Below are 15,755 nucleotides of genomic sequence, written 5' to 3'. Positions count from 1 at the left end.
CGAACCTACAATGACGCATCCAGTAATCGTAGGTATACGTCGATTTCGCTGATCGCCGATTCGGCGGCGTGCACGCTGATCACCACCGTGTCGCCGATGCCGTGGACGCCGTGGGTGAGACCCATCGCCGGGGACAGCGCGGGAAACCCGGCGGTCAACAGCACCGGCGCGGTACCGAAGCGCAGGTCCGCCGCACCCCGGTACACGCTGGACACCACGGTGTTGCCGGTTACCCGCACCGGCCGGGCCTGCGCGTCGAACTTTTCGACACCCCAGCGCAGCAGCGCCGCCGGGGTCGCCGCGAACGCCCGGTCGGCGGCCGCCGTGGCCGGATGCGCCGCCCGACGCCGGCCGCCGGCAAGGTCGGTACAGATCCGTTCACGGCGGGCCTCGCCGCCCAGATCCGGATACAGCCCGACCGGGATGTTGCCGAAATGGTTATGCGCCAGCCGAATACCCGCCTTGGCCATCGGCACCTCGGCGCCCAGGGCATCGCATTGCCCATCGAGATACTGCGACAGCGCCGCGGACACCGCCGACAGCACCGCCACGGTGACGGTGGGCCCACCCAGTTCGTCACGGCGGCGCACCAGGGTGCGCACTGCGCGGGCCCCGGCGGGCCGGTTGTTGGTGGCCAGCAGCGGCCGGTCTCCGACCGGAGGCGGCAACAGCCCGGCTGCGGTGTCGTCGACGCGTGCGCGGTGCGTACGGGCCGCGGCGACAGCGCGCCAGGGCAGAAAACCGCGCACCGGGGCGTCCACCGCGCTCACCGGCGTTGCGCGCCCGAACAGCCACGCCGCCAGCGCCGAGGCCCGGCCACCGTCGGCGAGGGCATGGGCGATCTGCAGCACCGCCACCGTGCCCGCTTCGCGGTGGCCGGGGATGTCGTGCACCGGAGCGAACACGTGCAGTCGCCACGGTGCCGCCCGGGCGTCGAGCTGGTCGTCGATGAGCTGCACCACCGCGTCCAGGCAACCGGCCCAGCTGTCGTCGCGGGCCCGATGCCGCACTGCGCCAAGGTGGTCCAGCGTCGGCACCCACCGCGGGTAGCGCAGTGCACCGGCGTCCTGGACCCGCATGCTCAGGTCCGGGCTCTGCCGGGCCCGGGCGAGCAGTTCCGCGATGGCGCCGTCGAGGTCGGCCGGCACCCCGGCGAAGGCGTAGAGCAGGAACTGGTCGCTGGGGATCTTCGCCGACATCCAGTAGAACTGCGCGTCGACCGCGGCCATCCGGCGCCCGCGCATCAGGTCAGAAATTGCAGCACCCGCTCGGCCACCTCGTCGGGCTGCTCGAGTTGCAGGAAATGCCCGGCATGCTCGATCACGGCCGCGGTACTGCCGTCCGCCAGTGCCGGGCCCACCCATCGGGTGAAGGCCGGTGACATGCAGCCGTCGGTGCGCCCGTGCAGGTACAGGATCGGCAACCGCGGCAGCTGCAGCCAGTGCCGGTGCAGATCGGCGTAGCGGTCCGGCACCTGCACACTGCGCAGGGCCCGGTACGGTCCCAGCGCCGCCCGCCAGCCCTCCGGCGTCCCGATCGCCGCGTCGACGTGCCGCAGATCCTCCTCGGCGTCATAACCGGGTGACCAGCGCCGCCATAGCCGCGGCAGCACCCACGAGGCGGACCGATCCGGCAGCCACGGCAGTTGGAAGTAGCCGATGTACCCGCTACGCACCAGCTGCGCCGGCAGATGGCCGGCCAGAACGATCCCGTCCGCTGCCCCCACCGCGCGAAGCGCCGCCGGCGGGGGCACCGACATGATCACCGCCTTGGCGAACGGGCTGTCGGGCAGGGCGGCCAAGCCGGTGGCCGTGAGCGCGCCCCAGTCGTGACCGATCACCACATCGCGTCCGGTCCCGCCCACGGTGTCGTAGACCCGCAGCGCGTCGTCCATCAACGCCCCGACGTGGTAGCTGCCGTCGTCGGGGATCGACGACGGGGCGTACCCCCGCATGAACGGCGCCACCACATGCCAGCCGGCCGCGGCCAGTCGGGGCGCCACCCGCCGCCAGCCGTAGGGGGTGTCGGGAAATCCGTGCAGACACAACGCGACCGGGTTGCCCGGCTCTCCCCAGCTCAGCGCCTTGAGTGCCACCGGGGGTACCGTCACGTCGATCCACCGCGGTTCACTCATCGTCCACCCCTCAGACCGGCTCGAAATCCGCGACGAGCCACCGGCCGTCGACTTTGTCCAATGCCACCCGGTAGCTCGATGCGACCTCGGCCGGCTCGGCCGATCCCACCGTGACGACGCGGTCGGCGAAGACCAGCACCGCGGCGTGATCGCGGGTGGCCCATACCGACGCCGCTCCGGGAACTTCGGCTATCGCGGTGACCTTGCGCGCCTGGGCGTCGGGGATGATCTGCTCGCGGGCCCGCGCCGCGAACTCCGCCCGGAAGCCGGCGGTCATCGACTGCTGCGCACCGGCCAGGTCGCGCTCGATGGTGTCGGGGGTAAACGACAGTATCCGGATCGTGTATTCGGTTGCTGCCCTGATGGTTTCGGCATTGGCTGCTTCGTCGGCGCGGATTGACCCCTCGTACCACTTCAACCACCCGGCCGCTGCCGTCATGGCCAGGATCAGCCCCGGCAGCACCCCGTAGACCAGCCGCCTCATGTCACGTACTCGACGTCGGAAACCTTGGCCTGCTTGCCCATCCGCTGCACCGTCAGCCGCATCCGCAGCTCATGCGGCCGCAGATCGAGACCGCCCAGATGCTTTGACGCGACGCTGATGGCCACCAGCACCTGCGCCTCGTCCCCGGACTGCCATTCCAGACCCGCCTCGCTCACCGCGCTGACCGCCTGCGAGCGCTCTCGGGTGACCGTCTCGATCAGCAACGGGGCCCGCTTGGCAAACCGCTCGTAGAACTCGCCGGTCGCCGAATCCAGGACGCGCTGCACATCACCCTGGGGGTCTTGGTAGTCGACCGTGGTGAGGTCGAGCGCCGTCCGGCGGGCCGCCTGGAGGAACATCTCCCGGTGCGTGGCGGCGCTGTGGGCCGCCTCGGCACGGAAACCGAGCCAGCCGAGCAGGCCCGCCGAAATCACCACCCCGATCAGACCCGCAATCAGTGCCCGACGCTGCCCGGCGTCGGCGATGTCTTCACCCTCCATGATTCACTCTGTCTACCATCTCCTGATGAGCACAGCCCAGACCGTCGAATTCGACGGCGTCGGCGGCGTCACGCTGGTCGCCGACGAATGGAACCGGGGTGTCGCTGCTGACGCCGCCCCGACGATCGTGATGCTGCACGGGGGCGGCCAGAATCGGCACTCCTGGCATAAGACCGGTCAGATCCTGGCCGACCGGGGCTATCACGTTGTCGCGCTCGACACCCGCGGCCACGGCGACAGTGACCGCGCGCCCGGCGCCGACTACGCCATCGAGATGCTGGCCGCCGATGCCGGTGCGGTGATCGACGCGATCGGCCGGCCGGTGGTGCTGATCGGGGCGAGCATGGGCGGGTTGACCGGGATCCTGGTCGCCGATCAGCTCGGCCCGCAGCGGGTGGTCAAGCTGGTGCTGGTCGATGTGGTGCCGCGCTACGAGAAGCAGGGCAGCGCTCGGATCCGCGACTTCATGTTCAGCCACATCGACGGCTTCGACTCGCTTGAGCAGGCCGCCGACGCGGTGGCGGAGTACCTGCCGCACCGGACCAAACCGCGCAGTCCCGAAGGGCTGAAGAAGAACCTACGATTCCGGGAGGGCCGCTGGTACTGGCACTGGGATCCGGCGTTGATGACCAAACCCGGGGACGATCCGGCGCTGCGCACCGAGAAGATCGAGGCGGCCGCTATCGGCCTGCAGATCCCGATCCTGCTGATCCGGGGCAAGCTCTCCGACGTGGTCAGCGCCCACGGTGTTCAAGACTTCCTGGCCAAGGTTCCTCATGCGCGTTTCGTCGAATTGTCCGAGGCCGGGCACACCGCGGCCGGTGACGACAACGATGCCTTCAGCGCGGCCGTCGTCGAGTTCGTGTCCGGCTGAATGTTCGGGATCGGGTGGCTGACGCCGACGCTGCTCGTGGTCGGTGCGCTGGCGGCGGTGGTCGTCGGCGAAGCCGTCGCTGTGGTGGTGTTGAGCCGACAGTTGCGCGGGGCCCGCGCCGAGGCCGAGGCGTTGCGACAGCGGGTCGACACTCGCAACCTGCTCTTGACCGGCGGTCGGGAGGCCGTCAAAACCGTATGGCAGACCGCGAACCTGGTGCGCAAGCAGGGATTCGGGGCGGCCGTACGCTCATCGATCGAGGACCTCGCCGACTGGGCCGAGGTGGAACGCCCCGACCTGGCCCGGCTCACCCCGGACGGGCACGTGGTGATCTTGTTCACCGACATCGAGGAGTCCACCGCGCTGAACGAACGCATCGGCGATCGGGCCTGGGTGAAGCTGATCGCTCGGCACGACGAGATGGTGCAACGCACGGTCCGCGTGCGCGGCGGTCATGTGGTCAAGAACCAGGGCGACGGCTACATGATCGCGTTCGCGGAGCCCGAGCAGGCGGTGCGCTGCGCCATCGATATCCAACGGGCACTGCAGCAGCGGCGCGGCCGCAAACCGGCGCACCCGATCCGGGTCCGCATCGGAGTGCACATGGGCCGCTCGGTGCGCCGCGGCGACGACTTGTTCGGGCGTAACGTGGCGATGGCCGCGCGGGTGGCCGCCGCCGCCGACGGCGCCCAGATCCTCATCAGCGGCCCAGTTCGCGAGGCGGTCAAGGAGTGCGACGACATCGCTGTCGGCGCCGGCCGCGACGCCGAGTTGAAGGGCTTCGCCGGCACCCACCGCCTCTACGCGGTCGCCGTCGCCGACTAGACCGAGTCGCCGGCCTCGGCCAGCCGCTGATGCAGCCGGGCGCGGACCTCGTCGGGGGTGTAGGCCCGTCGGCGGCGCTGATCCCGCGCCACCAGCACTCCCCCGGCGGCCACCCCGACCACGCCCGCCAGGCCGATCCATTTCCAGATGCTGCGCACGCTCACACTTTATGGTGCTGAGCGTGGACGAACACTCCGTGACGTTGGAGCGTGCGCTGGGCGAAACGCGCACCGGCGACATCTGGCTGTTCCGCGGCCGCTCCGGCCCCGACCGCGCCATCCAGACCCTGTCCAACGCCCCGGTGAACCACGTCGGCATGACGGTCGCCCTCGACGACCTGCCCCCACTGCTCTGGCATGCCGAACTCGGCGACAAGCTGCTCGACTTCTGGACCGCCACCTTCCACCGAGGGGTGCAGCTCAACGATGCCCGGGCCGCGGTCGAACAGTGGATGGGCCGCTATCAGCAGCGCTGCTGGTTCCGTCAGCTCAGTGGAACCGTCACCCGCGAACAAGAAGACCGACTGCTGCAGGTGATCGCCCGGATGGACGGCACCGCGTTTCCTACCACGGCCCGGCTGACCGGCCGCTGGCTCCGCGGCCGCTTGCCGACCGCGGCGGACTGGACCCGCGGAATTCCGGTGCTGGACCGCAAGGTCCGCGAAGCCACCCGGCGCCGCAAGGCGCACCGAAGCAAGGTCGCGCTGCAAACCGCCTACTGCGCCGAGACGGTGGCCATCACCTACCAGGAGATGGGACTGCTGTCGACCGACAAGAGCTCGAACTGGTTCGACCCGGGGTCGTTTTGGAGCGGCGACATCCTGCCGCTGACCCGCGGCTACCACCTGGGCCGCGAGATCGTCGTCGTGGCCTAGTCGACGGTCAGTTCGCCCATCCGCGACCAGTCCGTGGCGTCGAGTTGCTGGCTGATGATCTTCGGCGTCGACACCAGCGCCTGCGGCATGACGGCCATCGCCCGTGTGAAGTGCTCACTGTTGACGTGCGCACTGCCGGCGTCGCCGTCGCGGAACGCTTCGACCAGCACGTATTCGCATGGGTTGTCCAGGCTGCGGGACCACTCGAACCACAGGTTGCCTTCTTCGGCCCGGGTGGCTTCAGTGAACTCCGCGACCAGCTGCGGCCAGCGCTCGGCCCACTCCGGTTTGGTCTGGAATTTGACCACGATGAAGATCACCCTTGCTCCCTACCGCCTGGCGCTGATTCACCGGCGAGCGTAGCAACGCTGCGGCCAGACCTCGCCGATCCAGACCAGTGTGCCGAGGACCGGGAAGACGGCGCCGAGCACGCAGACCGCCCCCCAGCCCCACGCCCCGTAGACGACGGCCGACGCCACGCTGCCTAGCGAGCCGGCGGTGAAGTAGCCGGTCATGTAGGCCGTGTTGAGCCGGCTGCGTGCCGTCGGCCGCAGCGGATAGAACACACTCTGGTTGCTGATGTGCGTGCCCTGGATACCCAAGTCCAACAACGCCACCCCGACGGCGAGCAGGGCGACCCGGCTCTGGCCGGCCCACAGCAGCAGGAAGCTCAGCGCGGTCACGGCGGTGAAAACCCCGGTCTGCCAACGGGCATAGCCCTGGTCGGCGAACGCGCCGGCGAATTTGGCGGCTAGCGCCCCGGCCACCCCGAAGAGGGTGAACAGCCCGATCTGCCCGTCGGACCAGTGGTAGATCCCGCCGGCGAGCATGAACCCGACGCTGGTCCAGAACACCCCGAAGGACGCGTAGGTGAGCATCCCGTAGGCCATCCGCAGCCGCAGCACCGGCTCCTCGCGGATGATCGCGACGACCGAGCCGAGCAACCGGCCATAGCTCATCGTGACGGCGGGCGGGTGCAGCGGCAGCGCGCGGACCAGTGCGCAGGCGACCAGCATCAGGGCGGCCGCGACGACGAACACCGCCCGCCATCCAGCCACCGCGGCGATCAACCCGGCTACCACCCGAGACAGCAGGATGCCCAGCAGCAGTCCGGTCATCACGCTGCCGATGACCTGGCCGCGTTCGTCGTCGCGGGCCAGGGTGGCGGCGAACGGCACCAGCACCTGGCCCACCACCGAGCCCAAGCCGACCAGCACCGCGGCGACGGCCAGCACCGGCCAGCTCGGCGCAAACGCCATCCCGAGCAGGCATACGCAGGTGCCGGCCAGCATCCAGGTGAGCAACCGGCGTCGCTCCAGCAAGTCACCGAGCGGCACCAGCAGCGCCAGGCCGATCGCATAGCCGACCTGGCTTGCGGTGACGATCAGCCCGACGCGGGTGGTCGAGGCGTGGAAGTGGCCGGCGATGGTGTCGACCAGCGGTTGCGCGTAGTAACTGTTGGCCACCACCAGGCCGGACGTCAGGGCCATGACGAGCACCAGACGACGGTCCAGCCGCGCCGGTGCGGACTCAGTGGTGAGGGTCATTTGTTCATGGTCACCCCGCACGACTCTGATGTAAAACAAGACAATTAAGTCGATCTCATCGCTAAAATCGATAGATGGAGATCAGGCAGTTGCAGCACTTCGTGGCGGTGGCCGAATCCGGCCACTTCACCCACGCCGCCGAGGCACTGCACATCTCCCAGTCGGGCCTGAGCGCATCGATTCGGGCCCTGGAAAAGAGCGTGTCCACGCCCGTGTTCGAGCGCACCACCCGTTCGGTGGTGCTCACCGCGGCCGGTCGCGCGCTACTGGGACCCGCCCGGCGCATCCTGCGTGAAGTGGCCGCCGCGGAGTCCGCGGTGGCCTCGATCCGCGATGCCGAGGCGGGCCAGCTGGCACTCGGGGTTGTGCAGACGTTCACCGCCGTCGACCTGCCGGCCACCATCGCGCGGTTGCATGCCCGGCATCGCGGGATCCAAGTGCTGCTGCGGGAGGCACCCACCTCCGATCTGCTGGCCTCGGTCGACGACGGCGAGTTGGACCTGGCGTTCGTGGCCCTGGATGCCGCACCGCTGCCGGCGGGGCTGGCCGCGTTGCGCGACTACCCCGAAACACTGGTGCTGGTGGTCGGCGCCGGACACCCGCTGGCCCGGCGCACCACGGTGCGGATCGCGGACTTGGCCGAGCAGTCCTTCGTGGAGTTTGCCGCCGGGCTGGGTCTGCAGACGGTGGTGGCCGCGTTGTTCCGCGACGCGGGTGTGCAGCGGCGGATCGCGTTTCGCACCAGTCAGATGGACCAGGCGCTGAGCCTGGTCGAGCACGGCCTCGGGGTGGCCGTGGTCCCCGAGCCGGTCGCCCGTCCCAGTGGGCTGCACATCGTGCGGTTGCGGCCGATCAGCGGCGCCAAGCCGCCCACCCGCCGGCTGGCGCTCGTCGGTCGCACCGCGGTGCCGACCAATCCGGCCGCTCGGGCGTTTATGGACCTGCTGCCCGCTGCCTAACCGACCTCGAGGCGAGTGCGCACCGGAGTCGGATTGGTGGTGAGATCCAGTACCGGGCAATGAGATTCGACGATCCGATGCAGTTCGGCGTAGCGCTCCTCGGTTTCCGGGCCGGTCACCGTGATGACGACCCGTACCTCGCTGAAACCGGGCCGGACGGAGTCGTCCAGGCCGAAGAACCCGCGCACGTCGAGGTCGCCCTCGGCGCGTCCGGTGATCTCGTCGACGGTGATGCCCAGCTTCTCGGCCCAGTACCGCCAGGTGACGATCTGGCACGACAGCAGCGAGCCCAGGTAGTACTCCACCGGATTCGGGGCGGTGTTCTCACCGCCGAGCGTCGGCGGTTCGTCGACTTCGACGCTGTAGCGACCCATGGTGATCGTGCTGGCAACCGCGTCGTGGGCGACTGCGGAGGCCCGGAACACGACCTGGGAACTGGCCGGATCGGCCGCGGCCGGGTCGCTGGTGGCAGCGACAACGGCGGCCAGGCGGGTGGTCGATGAGGTCATGCCGGTCAACAGTAGTGGGCCGCGCAGCTACCGGGGCTTGGCCGGTGCCCACGGCAGGGGCTAGCCTGAGCACCGTGGAGGTACTACGGCACGTAATAGTTCTGCTGCACATTGTGGGCTTCGCGGTGACGTTCGGGGCACTGGTCGCCGAGGCCGCAGCGCGGCGCTTCCAACTCACCCCGGTGATGGACTACGGCGTGGTGCTCTCGCTGCTGACCGGCTTGGCGCTGGCCGCTCCTTGGCCCGCCGACGTGGTGCTCAACTACCCCAAGATCAGTACCAAGCTGGTGCTGCTGATCGCCCTAGGCGCCGTGCTCGGGATCGGCCGGGCCCGGCAACGCCGCTCCGGTGAAGCGCCGCGCGCCCTGTTCTATGCCGCGGGCGCATTGGCTCTGACCGCCGCGGGAATCGCCGTCATCTGGTAGCCCTCAGAGCCCGAATTTGGCGCGGGCGGCGTCGGTGACCGGGGTGAACAGATTGACCAGGTTGCCGTCGGGGTCGCGGAACAGCAGCGCGCGGTTGCCCCACGGCATGGTCGTCGGCTCGGTCACGACCTCGGACACGTGCCCGCGGAGGCGCTCGAACTCGGCGTCCACGTCGTCCACGATGAACTCCAGGATCGCGCTGCGATTGGCGCTCGGCTCGGCGGAGCCGGCGCCGAACAGCGGAACCGTCTTGTCGCTGCCGATGGCCAGCGTGCCGACCGGTGTCGGGATCTCGGCGAACAGCTCGTTGCCCCAGACCGCCGAGACGCCGGTGACCAACTCGTAGAAGGCGACCAGGCGCTGGACGTCGGCGGTGATGATGCGAGTCGAAATGAACTTCATGCCGGGCAGGCTAACCGCGACCCCCGACATGGCCCCGCCCGCGCCTACCGCCGTCCTCTCGATGCGGAAAGGACCGGCCGTGCCACGGCTCGGTACGGGCGCATGGCGCGCTCGATGGATAAGCGCACACCGTCGATCAACCCGTTCATGCGGCGCCGCCTGGCGCGGAGCTTCAGGAAGTACCGTGCTCCGATGCACACCGCTGCGGTCACCACGAGAATCCACAGCGTCGCCGCCACCAGGTAAATCACCTCAACAACCGCCATGAGGACGAGCGTCCTCTGCCTCCGTTGCGGTCAGGTCACCGGCGAGCCACACGTCGGCGACTTTCGTTCCCGCGAAATTGAAGCTGCGCAGGTGATTCGGCCAATGCTCCAGCGTGGCTGCAATCTCGCGGGAGATCACGCCCGGTAACCTGTCGCGGTGGATCCGGTGCTCGACGAAGGTCCGTTCTACCACGGAACAAAGGCCGAACTAGGCGTCGGAGACCTGCTCACCGCAGGCTTCCGTTCCAACTACCGGCCCGAAATCGTCATGAACCACATCTATTTCACCGCCCTGCGCGACGGTGCCGGACTGGCGGCCGAACTCGCCGCCGGCGACCGCCCGCCGCGGGTGTATCTCGTCGAACCGACCGGTGCGTTCGAGAACGATCCGAACGTCACCGACAAGAAGTTCCCCGGCAACCCGACCCGCTCCTACCGCAGCACCGAACCGCTCCGGGTCATCGCAGAAGTCGACGACTGGCCACGACTGACGCCTGAAGCTCTCCAGGAGTGGCGCGACCGGCTGGCTACGCTCCGGGCGGAGGAGCGCGACGAGATCATCAACTAAAGCCTTCGTCTCACCGTCCGGGTTAGCCTCCAGAAGTGGGTAACGACATCTTCGTGGTGACGGGCCCGCCGGGAGCGGGCAAATCGACCACCGCCCGAGCACTGGCCCAGACGTTCCCTCAAGCCGTGCATCTGCATACCGACGACTTCTGGCACGACATCGTCGCCGGCGGGATCCCGCCTTACCTTCCCGAAGCCGACCAGCAGAACCAGACGGTGCTTCGGGTGATCGTGAACGCGGCATTCACCTTCGCCGCGGGCGGATACACCGTCGTCGTCGACGGGGTCGTCGGACCGTGGATGCTGCACCACTTTCGGGACGGCGCAGCAGGCCACCCGAATTCGCGGCTGCACTACATCGTGCTGAGGCCAAACCGTGTGGTCACCCTGACCCGGGCCAAAGGGCGCACCGCCCCCAACGCCCTGCTCGACGCGGAGCCGATCCTCGCGATGTGGGATCAGTTCGCCGACCTGAACGATCTCGAGCACCACGTCATCGACACGAGCCAGCAGTCAGCCGACGACACGCTGAAAGCCGTCGCTACTGCGGTTCCAACTGGGCGATTCGTCTTGTCGCCCACCGGACGCACCTACACGTTGAACCGGAACTCCACCACGTCCCCGTCGGCCATCACGTAGTCTTTGCCCTCCATGCGCACCTTGCCGGCGGCCTTGGCGGCGGCCATCGACCCGGCCTCGACCAGGTCGTCGTAGGAGACCACTTCGGCCTTGATGAAGCCCTTCTCGAAGTCGGTGTGGATCACCCCGGCCGCCTTGGGCGCGGTGTCACCGGCGTGGATGGTCCAGGCCCGGGCCTCCTTCGGCCCGGCGGTCAGGTAGGTCTGCAGCTTCAGGGTGTGAAAACCGGCCCGCGCCAAGGCATCCAGGCCGCGCTCGGTCTGTCCGATCGACTCCAGCAGCTCCATCGCCGACTCGTCGTCCAGCTCGGCGAGCTCAGCCTCGATCTTGGCGTCGAGGAACACCGCGTCGGCCGGAGCCACCAGCTCGCGCAGCGCGGCCACCCGGGCCGCATCGGTGAGCACCGACTCGTCGGCGTTGAACACGTACAGGAACGGCTTGGTGGTCAGCAGGTTGAGCTCGCGCAGCGGAGCGGGATCAACACCGGCGGCGAACAGCGTCTTGCCGCTGTCGAGGATCTGCTGCGCGGCCACCGCCGCCTCGAGCATGGGCTTGCGGTCCTTGTTGTTGCGGGCTTCTTTCTCCAGCCGCGGTATCGCCTTCTCCAGGGTCTGCATGTCGGCCAGGATCAGCTCGGTGGCGATCACCTCGATGTCGGCCTCGGGATCCACCTTGCCGTCGACATGCACCACGTCGTCGTCGGAGAACACCCGCACCACCTGGCAGATGGCGTCGCATTCGCGGATGTTGGCCAGGAACTTGTTGCCCAGCCCGGCCCCCTCCGAGGCGCCCTTGACGATGCCGGCGATGTCGACGAACGTCACCGGCGCCGGCAGGATCCGCTCGGAACCGAAGATCTCCGCCAGCTTGGCCAGCCGGGGGTCGGGCAGCGGTACCACGCCTTCGTTCGGCTCGATCGTCGCGAACGGGTAGTTGGCGGCCAACACGTCGTTGCGGGTCAGCGCGTTGAACAGGGTCGACTTTCCGACGTTGGGCAACCCCACGATTCCCAGGCTCAGGCTCACAGGGAGCCAAGTCTAGAGCGCGAAGCGTCCCGCCGTACGCGCCCGCCGACGCCAGCCGGTACCGTCAGTGTGTGGCAGCACAGCGGGAAAGGTCGGCGGTGGCGGCCGAGCACCGTTCGATTCTGCCCAATGCGGCCGGTTTTCCGTGGTGGGGCGCCGTAGCGGTGGCCGTGGTGGCGACCGCCATCGGCGTCGCCTTCGACGCCGGCTCCGGCGAGAAGGAACTGAGCACCGTCTTCTCCGCCTTGTATGTGATGGGCTGCCTGGCGGCGGTGCTCATGGTGCAGCAGTCGGCGGTGTTCACCGCGGTCATTCAGCCTCCGCTGATCCTGTTCTGCACGGTGCCGGCCGCCTACTGGCTGTTCCACGGCGCCGGTTTCCCCGGGCTCAAGGCCATCGTCATCAACTGCGGATATCCGCTGATCGAGCGATTCCCGCTGATGCTGTTCACTGCGGCCGCCGTGCTACTGCTCGGGATGATCCGCTGGTATCTGGGAATGCTGAGCGGCGCGGCGGCCCCCGCGGCCGACGACGACGGCACGCCTCGGCGGCCCGCGCTCCTCGTCAAGCTCAGCACCATGCTCACCGCGGCACTCAACCGCAACCCCGCCCACGCCATCGAGCCGTCGGCCTCGCGGACCCAACGCGAACGGCGCTCGGGCAGCCGTCCCCGGCGGGCGACCCCGGAAGCACGTCGCGCCGCCCGGAAGGCCACGTCGGACCGGTCGGCCGCCCGCTCCGGCGAGCGGCGCCGTGCCGCCAACGGCTCCGTCCCGAGCCGCTCACGCCACATCCGGCCGCCGCTGGACGACGTGTCGGGGACAGAGCACCCACGGCGACGGCGCCCGGCGCCGGAGCTGCGCGACGAACCACTGCCCCGCCGGCGGCGTCCGGCGCCCGACTGGCAGGACGAGCCGCCGCGGCGACGCAGTCAACCGACACCGCGGACGGAGCCCCGCGCCCGCAGTTATCGCCCCACCGAGGCGCCCGAATCGCTACCCCGGCGCCGGCCGCCGGCCGGCCGCAGCAACGGCGCCGGCACCACGCATCACCCGGTCTCCCGGGTGCGTTATCGCAAGAGCGCCGGCGACGAGGCCGACGACTAACGGCGGTCCGGCCGGATCTCCCGCGGCAACGCGAACACCAGCGTCTCGTTGGCGGTTGTCACCGGGAACACCGTGTCGTAGCCGTGGTCGGCCAGCCGCTCCAGCACGCCGCGGACCAGAATCTCCGGGACCGATGCCCCCGAGGTGACGCCGATGGTCTGCACTTCGCCCGATTCGGGGTGCAGCCACGACGGGTCGATGTCCTCGGCGTAGTCGACTAGATGGGCGGCGTCGGCGCCGGCACCCAGCGCCACCTCGACCAGCCGGTTGGAATTCGACGAGTTGCGGGATCCGACGACGATCACCAGCTCGCATTCCGGGGCCATCGCCTTGACCGCGGTCTGCCGGTTCTGGGTGGCGTAGCAGATGTCGTCGCTGGGCGGATCCTGCAGGTTGGGGAACCGTTCGCGCAGCTTGACCACGGTCTGCATCGTCTCGTCGACGCTGAGCGTGGTCTGCGAGAGCCACACCACCTTGTTCTCGTCGCGCACCTGCACCGAGGCCACAGCATCTAAGCCGTCCACCAGCTGGACGTCATCGGGTGCCTCACCAATGATCCCGATGACCTCTTCGTGGCCGGCGTGGCCGATCAGCAGGATGTCGTAGCCGTCCCGGGCGAACCGCTTGGCCTCGTTGTGCACCTTGTTCACCAGCGGGCAGGTCGCGTCGATCACCCGCAGGCCACGATCAGCAGCCAGCTCGTGGACATTCGGGGCCACCCCGTGCGCGGAGAACACCACCATCGCGCCTTCGGGCACCTCGTCGGCCTCGTGCACGAACACCACGCCCTTGTTCGTCAGGGTCTCCACCACGTGCTTGTTGTGCACGATCTCGTGGCGGACATACACCGGTGCCCCGTGCTTCTCCAGCGCGCGCTCCACCGTCTCGACGGCCCGGTCGACGCCCGCACAGTAGCCGCGGGGTTCGGCCAGCAACACCCGCTTGCCGGTGGAGGCGGCGGCAACCGGCGCCCCTGAGCTGTCGGAAGTCTCCATATCGAGGGTCGGCATGGCACCCAGGGTACGGTCTGGCGACACGGGACCGCCAGCTCGCGGCGAGGCGCTCAATACTTGGAGATGACCGGTAGTTAAGGCAGTCTGGTGGCCATGGCTACTGCACCATTCGGAGTCCGCCTTCTGGTCGGCGCGGCAACCGTCGCCGTCGAGGAGACATTGAAGCTGCCGCAAACCATCCTGACCTACCCGATGACGCTGGCCAGCCAGGCCGCGCACGCCGTGATGCGCTGGCAGCAGGGCATCGCTGAGCTGGTCAACAAGGGCGATTCCACGCTCGAGTCACTCTTCCCGCCGAAGGACGAACAGCCGGAGTGGGCCACCTTCGACGAAGACATCGAGGACGGCTTCAACGGCGCCGGCTACGCCGACACCGTGAATTTCGACGGTTCCGATGACGCCGTTTCGGCCCCGCGCACCGACGGACGCTTCGCGCTGTACTCGTTCACCGAGGGCGCCGACGACCAGCCCGCGCCGCCCACCGGAACCGGCGCCACATCGGACAACCGCGGAGCGGCGGACGCGAAAGTTCCCACTCCTGACCTGGTCGACGAGCTCGACTACGGCACGCTGACCCTGGCCCAGCTGCGGGCCCGCCTGGCCTCACTCAGCGTCGACGAGCTGGAGACCCTCCTCGCTTACGAGGAGGCCACCAAGGCGCGAGCACCTTTCCAGACGCTGCTGGCCAACAGGATCACCCGCGCAACCACGAAGTGACCGCCCCCGCACCGGGCAGTTCTGCCGAGAACCCGTTCCCGGTCCGCGCGGTCGCCATTCGGGTCAAGGGCTGGATCGACCGGCTCGGATCGGTCTGGGTGGAGGGCCAGCTCACCCAGATCAACCTGCGCCCGGGGGTCCGGACGGTGTTCATGGTGCTGCGTGATCCCGCCGCCGACATGTCGCTGACGGTGACGTGCAGCCCCGAACTGGTGGCCGGTGCCCCGGTCAAGCTGACCGAGGGCACCCAGGTGGTGGTCTGCGGGAAACCCAACTTCTACACCGCCCGCGGCACCTTCTCGTTGCGGCTGTCGGAGATTCGCGCTGTCGGGATCGGTGAACTGCTGGCCCGCATCGAGCGGCTGCGCCGGTTGCTGGACGCCGAGGGGCTGTTCGACCCGCGGCTCAAACGGCCGCTGCCCTTCCTGCCGACCACGATCGGCCTGATCACCGGCCGGGCCAGCGCCGCGGAGCGGGATGTGATGACGGTCGCCGGCGCCCGTTGGCCGGCGGTGCGCTTCGCGGTGCGCAACACCGCCGTGCAGGGGCCCAACGCGGTTGCCGAGATCATCGAGGCGCTCCGCGACCTGGACGCCGACCCGGACGTCGACGTGATCGTGCTGGCCCGCGGCGGCGGCAGTGTGGAGGATCTGCTGCCGTTCTCCGACGAGACGCTGTGCCGGGCGATCTCGGCGTGCGGTACCCCGGTGGTCAGCGCAGTGGGCCACGAGCCCGACAATCCGCTGTGCGACCTGGTCGCCGACCTGCGGGCCGCTACTCCCACCGATGCGGCGAAGAAGATCGTGCCGGACGCCGCCGCCGAGCAGGCACTCGTCGACGACCTGCGCCGGCGCAGCGCCCAGGCCGTGCGCAACTGGGTGGTGCGCGA

The 15,755-nt window shown here is 69.1% G+C and carries 23 protein-coding genes; 10 read left to right on the top strand and 13 right to left on the bottom strand.

What is annotated here, in order from left to right:
• Positions 1 to 5: 5 nt before the first annotated feature.
• Genes A5694_RS17615 through A5694_RS17600 form a run of 4 tightly spaced genes read right to left on the bottom strand, consistent with a single transcriptional unit; the run spans position 6 to position 3,118 of the window.
• A complete protein-coding gene (locus tag A5694_RS17615) occupies positions 6 to 1,244 on the bottom strand; it encodes a hypothetical protein (protein ID WP_064923513.1) in 1,239 nt (412 codons plus the stop codon).
• On the bottom strand, positions 1,244 to 2,134 hold the full coding sequence (locus tag A5694_RS17610) for an alpha/beta fold hydrolase (RefSeq protein WP_064923511.1): 891 nt from the start codon (positions 2,132 to 2,134) through the stop codon (positions 1,244 to 1,246). Before A5694_RS17610 ends, A5694_RS17615 begins: the two co-directional genes overlap by 1 nt.
• A 10-nt stretch (positions 2,135 to 2,144) precedes the next feature.
• Positions 2,145 to 2,618 carry a hypothetical protein gene (locus tag A5694_RS17605; protein ID WP_064923509.1) on the bottom strand — a complete coding sequence of 158 codons (474 nt, stop codon included), beginning with the start codon at positions 2,616 to 2,618 and terminating at the stop codon, positions 2,145 to 2,147.
• Positions 2,615 to 3,118, bottom strand: a complete 504-nt coding sequence (locus A5694_RS17600) for a hypothetical protein (protein WP_064923507.1) — start codon at positions 3,116 to 3,118, stop codon at positions 2,615 to 2,617. Before A5694_RS17600 ends, A5694_RS17605 begins: the two co-directional genes overlap by 4 nt.
• Before the next feature lie 25 nt (positions 3,119 to 3,143).
• Between A5694_RS17600 and A5694_RS17595 the strand changes: the two genes are divergently transcribed.
• Entirely contained in the window at positions 3,144 to 3,992 is an 849-nt protein-coding gene (locus tag A5694_RS17595; protein WP_109535732.1) for an alpha/beta fold hydrolase, read from the top strand.
• Positions 3,993 to 4,817, top strand: coding sequence for an adenylate/guanylate cyclase domain-containing protein (locus tag A5694_RS17590; protein ID WP_064923502.1), 825 nt, complete (start codon positions 3,993 to 3,995; stop codon positions 4,815 to 4,817). It abuts the gene before it with no gap.
• Here the strand turns inward: A5694_RS17590 and A5694_RS23390 are convergent.
• Positions 4,814 to 4,975 (bottom strand): hypothetical protein, encoded by a 162-nt coding sequence (locus A5694_RS23390; RefSeq protein ID WP_109535731.1) that lies wholly within the window; start codon positions 4,973 to 4,975, stop codon positions 4,814 to 4,816. The two genes, A5694_RS17590 and A5694_RS23390, sit on opposite strands and share 4 nt — an antisense overlap.
• Positions 4,976 to 4,986: 11 nt before the next feature.
• Here A5694_RS23390 and A5694_RS17585 point away from each other — a divergent pair, with 11 nt between their 5' ends.
• Positions 4,987 to 5,691 carry a guanylate cyclase gene (locus A5694_RS17585; protein WP_207516038.1) on the top strand — a complete coding sequence of 235 codons (705 nt, stop codon included), beginning with the start codon at positions 4,987 to 4,989 and terminating at the stop codon, positions 5,689 to 5,691.
• On the opposite strand, the gene A5694_RS17580 is transcribed toward A5694_RS17585, so the two are convergent.
• Both A5694_RS17580 and A5694_RS17575 read right to left on the bottom strand, forming a co-directional pair.
• Positions 5,688 to 6,011, bottom strand: a complete 324-nt coding sequence (locus A5694_RS17580; protein WP_064923500.1) for a putative quinol monooxygenase — start codon at positions 6,009 to 6,011, stop codon at positions 5,688 to 5,690. The genes A5694_RS17585 and A5694_RS17580 overlap by 4 nt on opposite strands.
• 27 nt (positions 6,012 to 6,038) lie before the next feature.
• On the bottom strand, positions 6,039 to 7,238 hold the full coding sequence (locus A5694_RS17575) for an MFS transporter (protein WP_207516036.1): 1,200 nt from the start codon (positions 7,236 to 7,238) through the stop codon (positions 6,039 to 6,041).
• A gap of 74 nt (positions 7,239 to 7,312) precedes the next feature.
• On the opposite strand from A5694_RS17575, the gene A5694_RS17570 reads away from it, so the two are divergent.
• A complete protein-coding gene (locus tag A5694_RS17570; RefSeq protein ID WP_064923498.1) occupies positions 7,313 to 8,197 on the top strand; it encodes a LysR family transcriptional regulator in 885 nt (294 codons plus the stop codon).
• Here A5694_RS17570 and A5694_RS17565 read toward each other — a convergent pair.
• Positions 8,194 to 8,706, bottom strand: a complete 513-nt coding sequence (locus A5694_RS17565; protein WP_064923496.1) for an OsmC family protein — start codon at positions 8,704 to 8,706, stop codon at positions 8,194 to 8,196. The two genes, A5694_RS17570 and A5694_RS17565, sit on opposite strands and share 4 nt — an antisense overlap.
• 74 nt (positions 8,707 to 8,780) lie before the next feature.
• Here A5694_RS17565 and A5694_RS17560 point away from each other — a divergent pair, with 74 nt between their 5' ends.
• Positions 8,781 to 9,131, top strand: a complete 351-nt coding sequence (locus A5694_RS17560; protein ID WP_064923494.1) for a hypothetical protein — start codon at positions 8,781 to 8,783, stop codon at positions 9,129 to 9,131.
• Between the two features lie 3 nt (positions 9,132 to 9,134).
• Here A5694_RS17560 and A5694_RS17555 read toward each other — a convergent pair whose 3' ends face one another.
• The 3 genes from A5694_RS17555 to A5694_RS24175 are packed head-to-tail and all read right to left on the bottom strand — an operon-like array spanning position 9,135 to position 9,938.
• Positions 9,135 to 9,533, bottom strand: a complete 399-nt coding sequence (locus A5694_RS17555) for a VOC family protein (protein WP_064923492.1) — start codon at positions 9,531 to 9,533, stop codon at positions 9,135 to 9,137.
• 44 nt (positions 9,534 to 9,577) lie between these two features.
• The gene (locus A5694_RS22825; RefSeq protein WP_065019425.1) at positions 9,578 to 9,799 is read right to left on the bottom strand and encodes a hypothetical protein; all 222 of its coding nucleotides are present in this window, start codon (positions 9,797 to 9,799) and stop codon (positions 9,578 to 9,580) included.
• Positions 9,786 to 9,938: a hypothetical protein gene (locus tag A5694_RS24175; RefSeq protein ID WP_165604370.1), complete on the bottom strand. Its 153-nt coding sequence runs from the start codon at positions 9,936 to 9,938 to the stop codon at positions 9,786 to 9,788. The genes A5694_RS22825 and A5694_RS24175 overlap by 14 nt, the downstream gene beginning before the upstream one ends.
• 18 nt (positions 9,939 to 9,956) lie before the next feature.
• On the opposite strand from A5694_RS24175, the gene arr reads away from it, so the two are divergent.
• Positions 9,957 to 10,367: an NAD(+)--rifampin ADP-ribosyltransferase gene (arr, locus tag A5694_RS17550; RefSeq protein WP_064923490.1), complete on the top strand. Its 411-nt coding sequence runs from the start codon at positions 9,957 to 9,959 to the stop codon at positions 10,365 to 10,367.
• 35 nt (positions 10,368 to 10,402) lie between these two features.
• Positions 10,403 to 11,005 carry an AAA family ATPase gene (locus tag A5694_RS17545; protein WP_064923488.1) on the top strand — a complete coding sequence of 201 codons (603 nt, stop codon included), beginning with the start codon at positions 10,403 to 10,405 and terminating at the stop codon, positions 11,003 to 11,005.
• On the opposite strand, the gene ychF is transcribed toward A5694_RS17545, so the two are convergent.
• Positions 10,957 to 12,030 (bottom strand): redox-regulated ATPase YchF, encoded by a 1,074-nt coding sequence (gene ychF, locus A5694_RS17540; RefSeq protein WP_064923486.1) that lies wholly within the window; start codon positions 12,028 to 12,030, stop codon positions 10,957 to 10,959. The two genes, A5694_RS17545 and ychF, sit on opposite strands and share 49 nt — an antisense overlap.
• Before the next feature lie 71 nt (positions 12,031 to 12,101).
• On the opposite strand from ychF, the gene A5694_RS17535 reads away from it, so the two are divergent.
• Positions 12,102 to 13,136 carry a DUF6542 domain-containing protein gene (locus A5694_RS17535; protein WP_064923484.1) on the top strand — a complete coding sequence of 345 codons (1,035 nt, stop codon included), beginning with the start codon at positions 12,102 to 12,104 and terminating at the stop codon, positions 13,134 to 13,136.
• Here the strand turns inward: A5694_RS17535 and A5694_RS17530 are convergent.
• Complete coding sequence (locus A5694_RS17530) at positions 13,133 to 14,131, bottom strand: 4-hydroxy-3-methylbut-2-enyl diphosphate reductase (protein ID WP_064923562.1); 999 nt, start codon at positions 14,129 to 14,131, stop codon at positions 13,133 to 13,135. The two genes, A5694_RS17535 and A5694_RS17530, sit on opposite strands and share 4 nt — an antisense overlap.
• Positions 14,132 to 14,242: 111 nt before the next feature.
• Between A5694_RS17530 and A5694_RS17525 the strand changes: the two genes are divergently transcribed.
• Both A5694_RS17525 and xseA read left to right on the top strand, forming a co-directional pair.
• The gene (locus A5694_RS17525; RefSeq protein WP_064923482.1) at positions 14,243 to 14,866 is read left to right on the top strand and encodes a lipid droplet-associated protein; all 624 of its coding nucleotides are present in this window, start codon (positions 14,243 to 14,245) and stop codon (positions 14,864 to 14,866) included.
• Positions 14,863 to 15,755, top strand: an 893-nt coding sequence (gene xseA / locus A5694_RS17520; protein ID WP_064923480.1) for an exodeoxyribonuclease VII large subunit, incomplete at its 3' end; no start/stop codon positions are given. The genes A5694_RS17525 and xseA, both read left to right, overlap by 4 nt.

This window comes from Mycolicibacter sinensis, from assembly GCF_001667945.1.
In the GTDB taxonomy this organism is placed as follows: Bacteria; Actinomycetota; Actinomycetes; order Mycobacteriales; family Mycobacteriaceae; genus Mycobacterium; species Mycobacterium sinense_B.
This window is presented reverse-complemented; position numbering and strand designations above follow the sequence as displayed.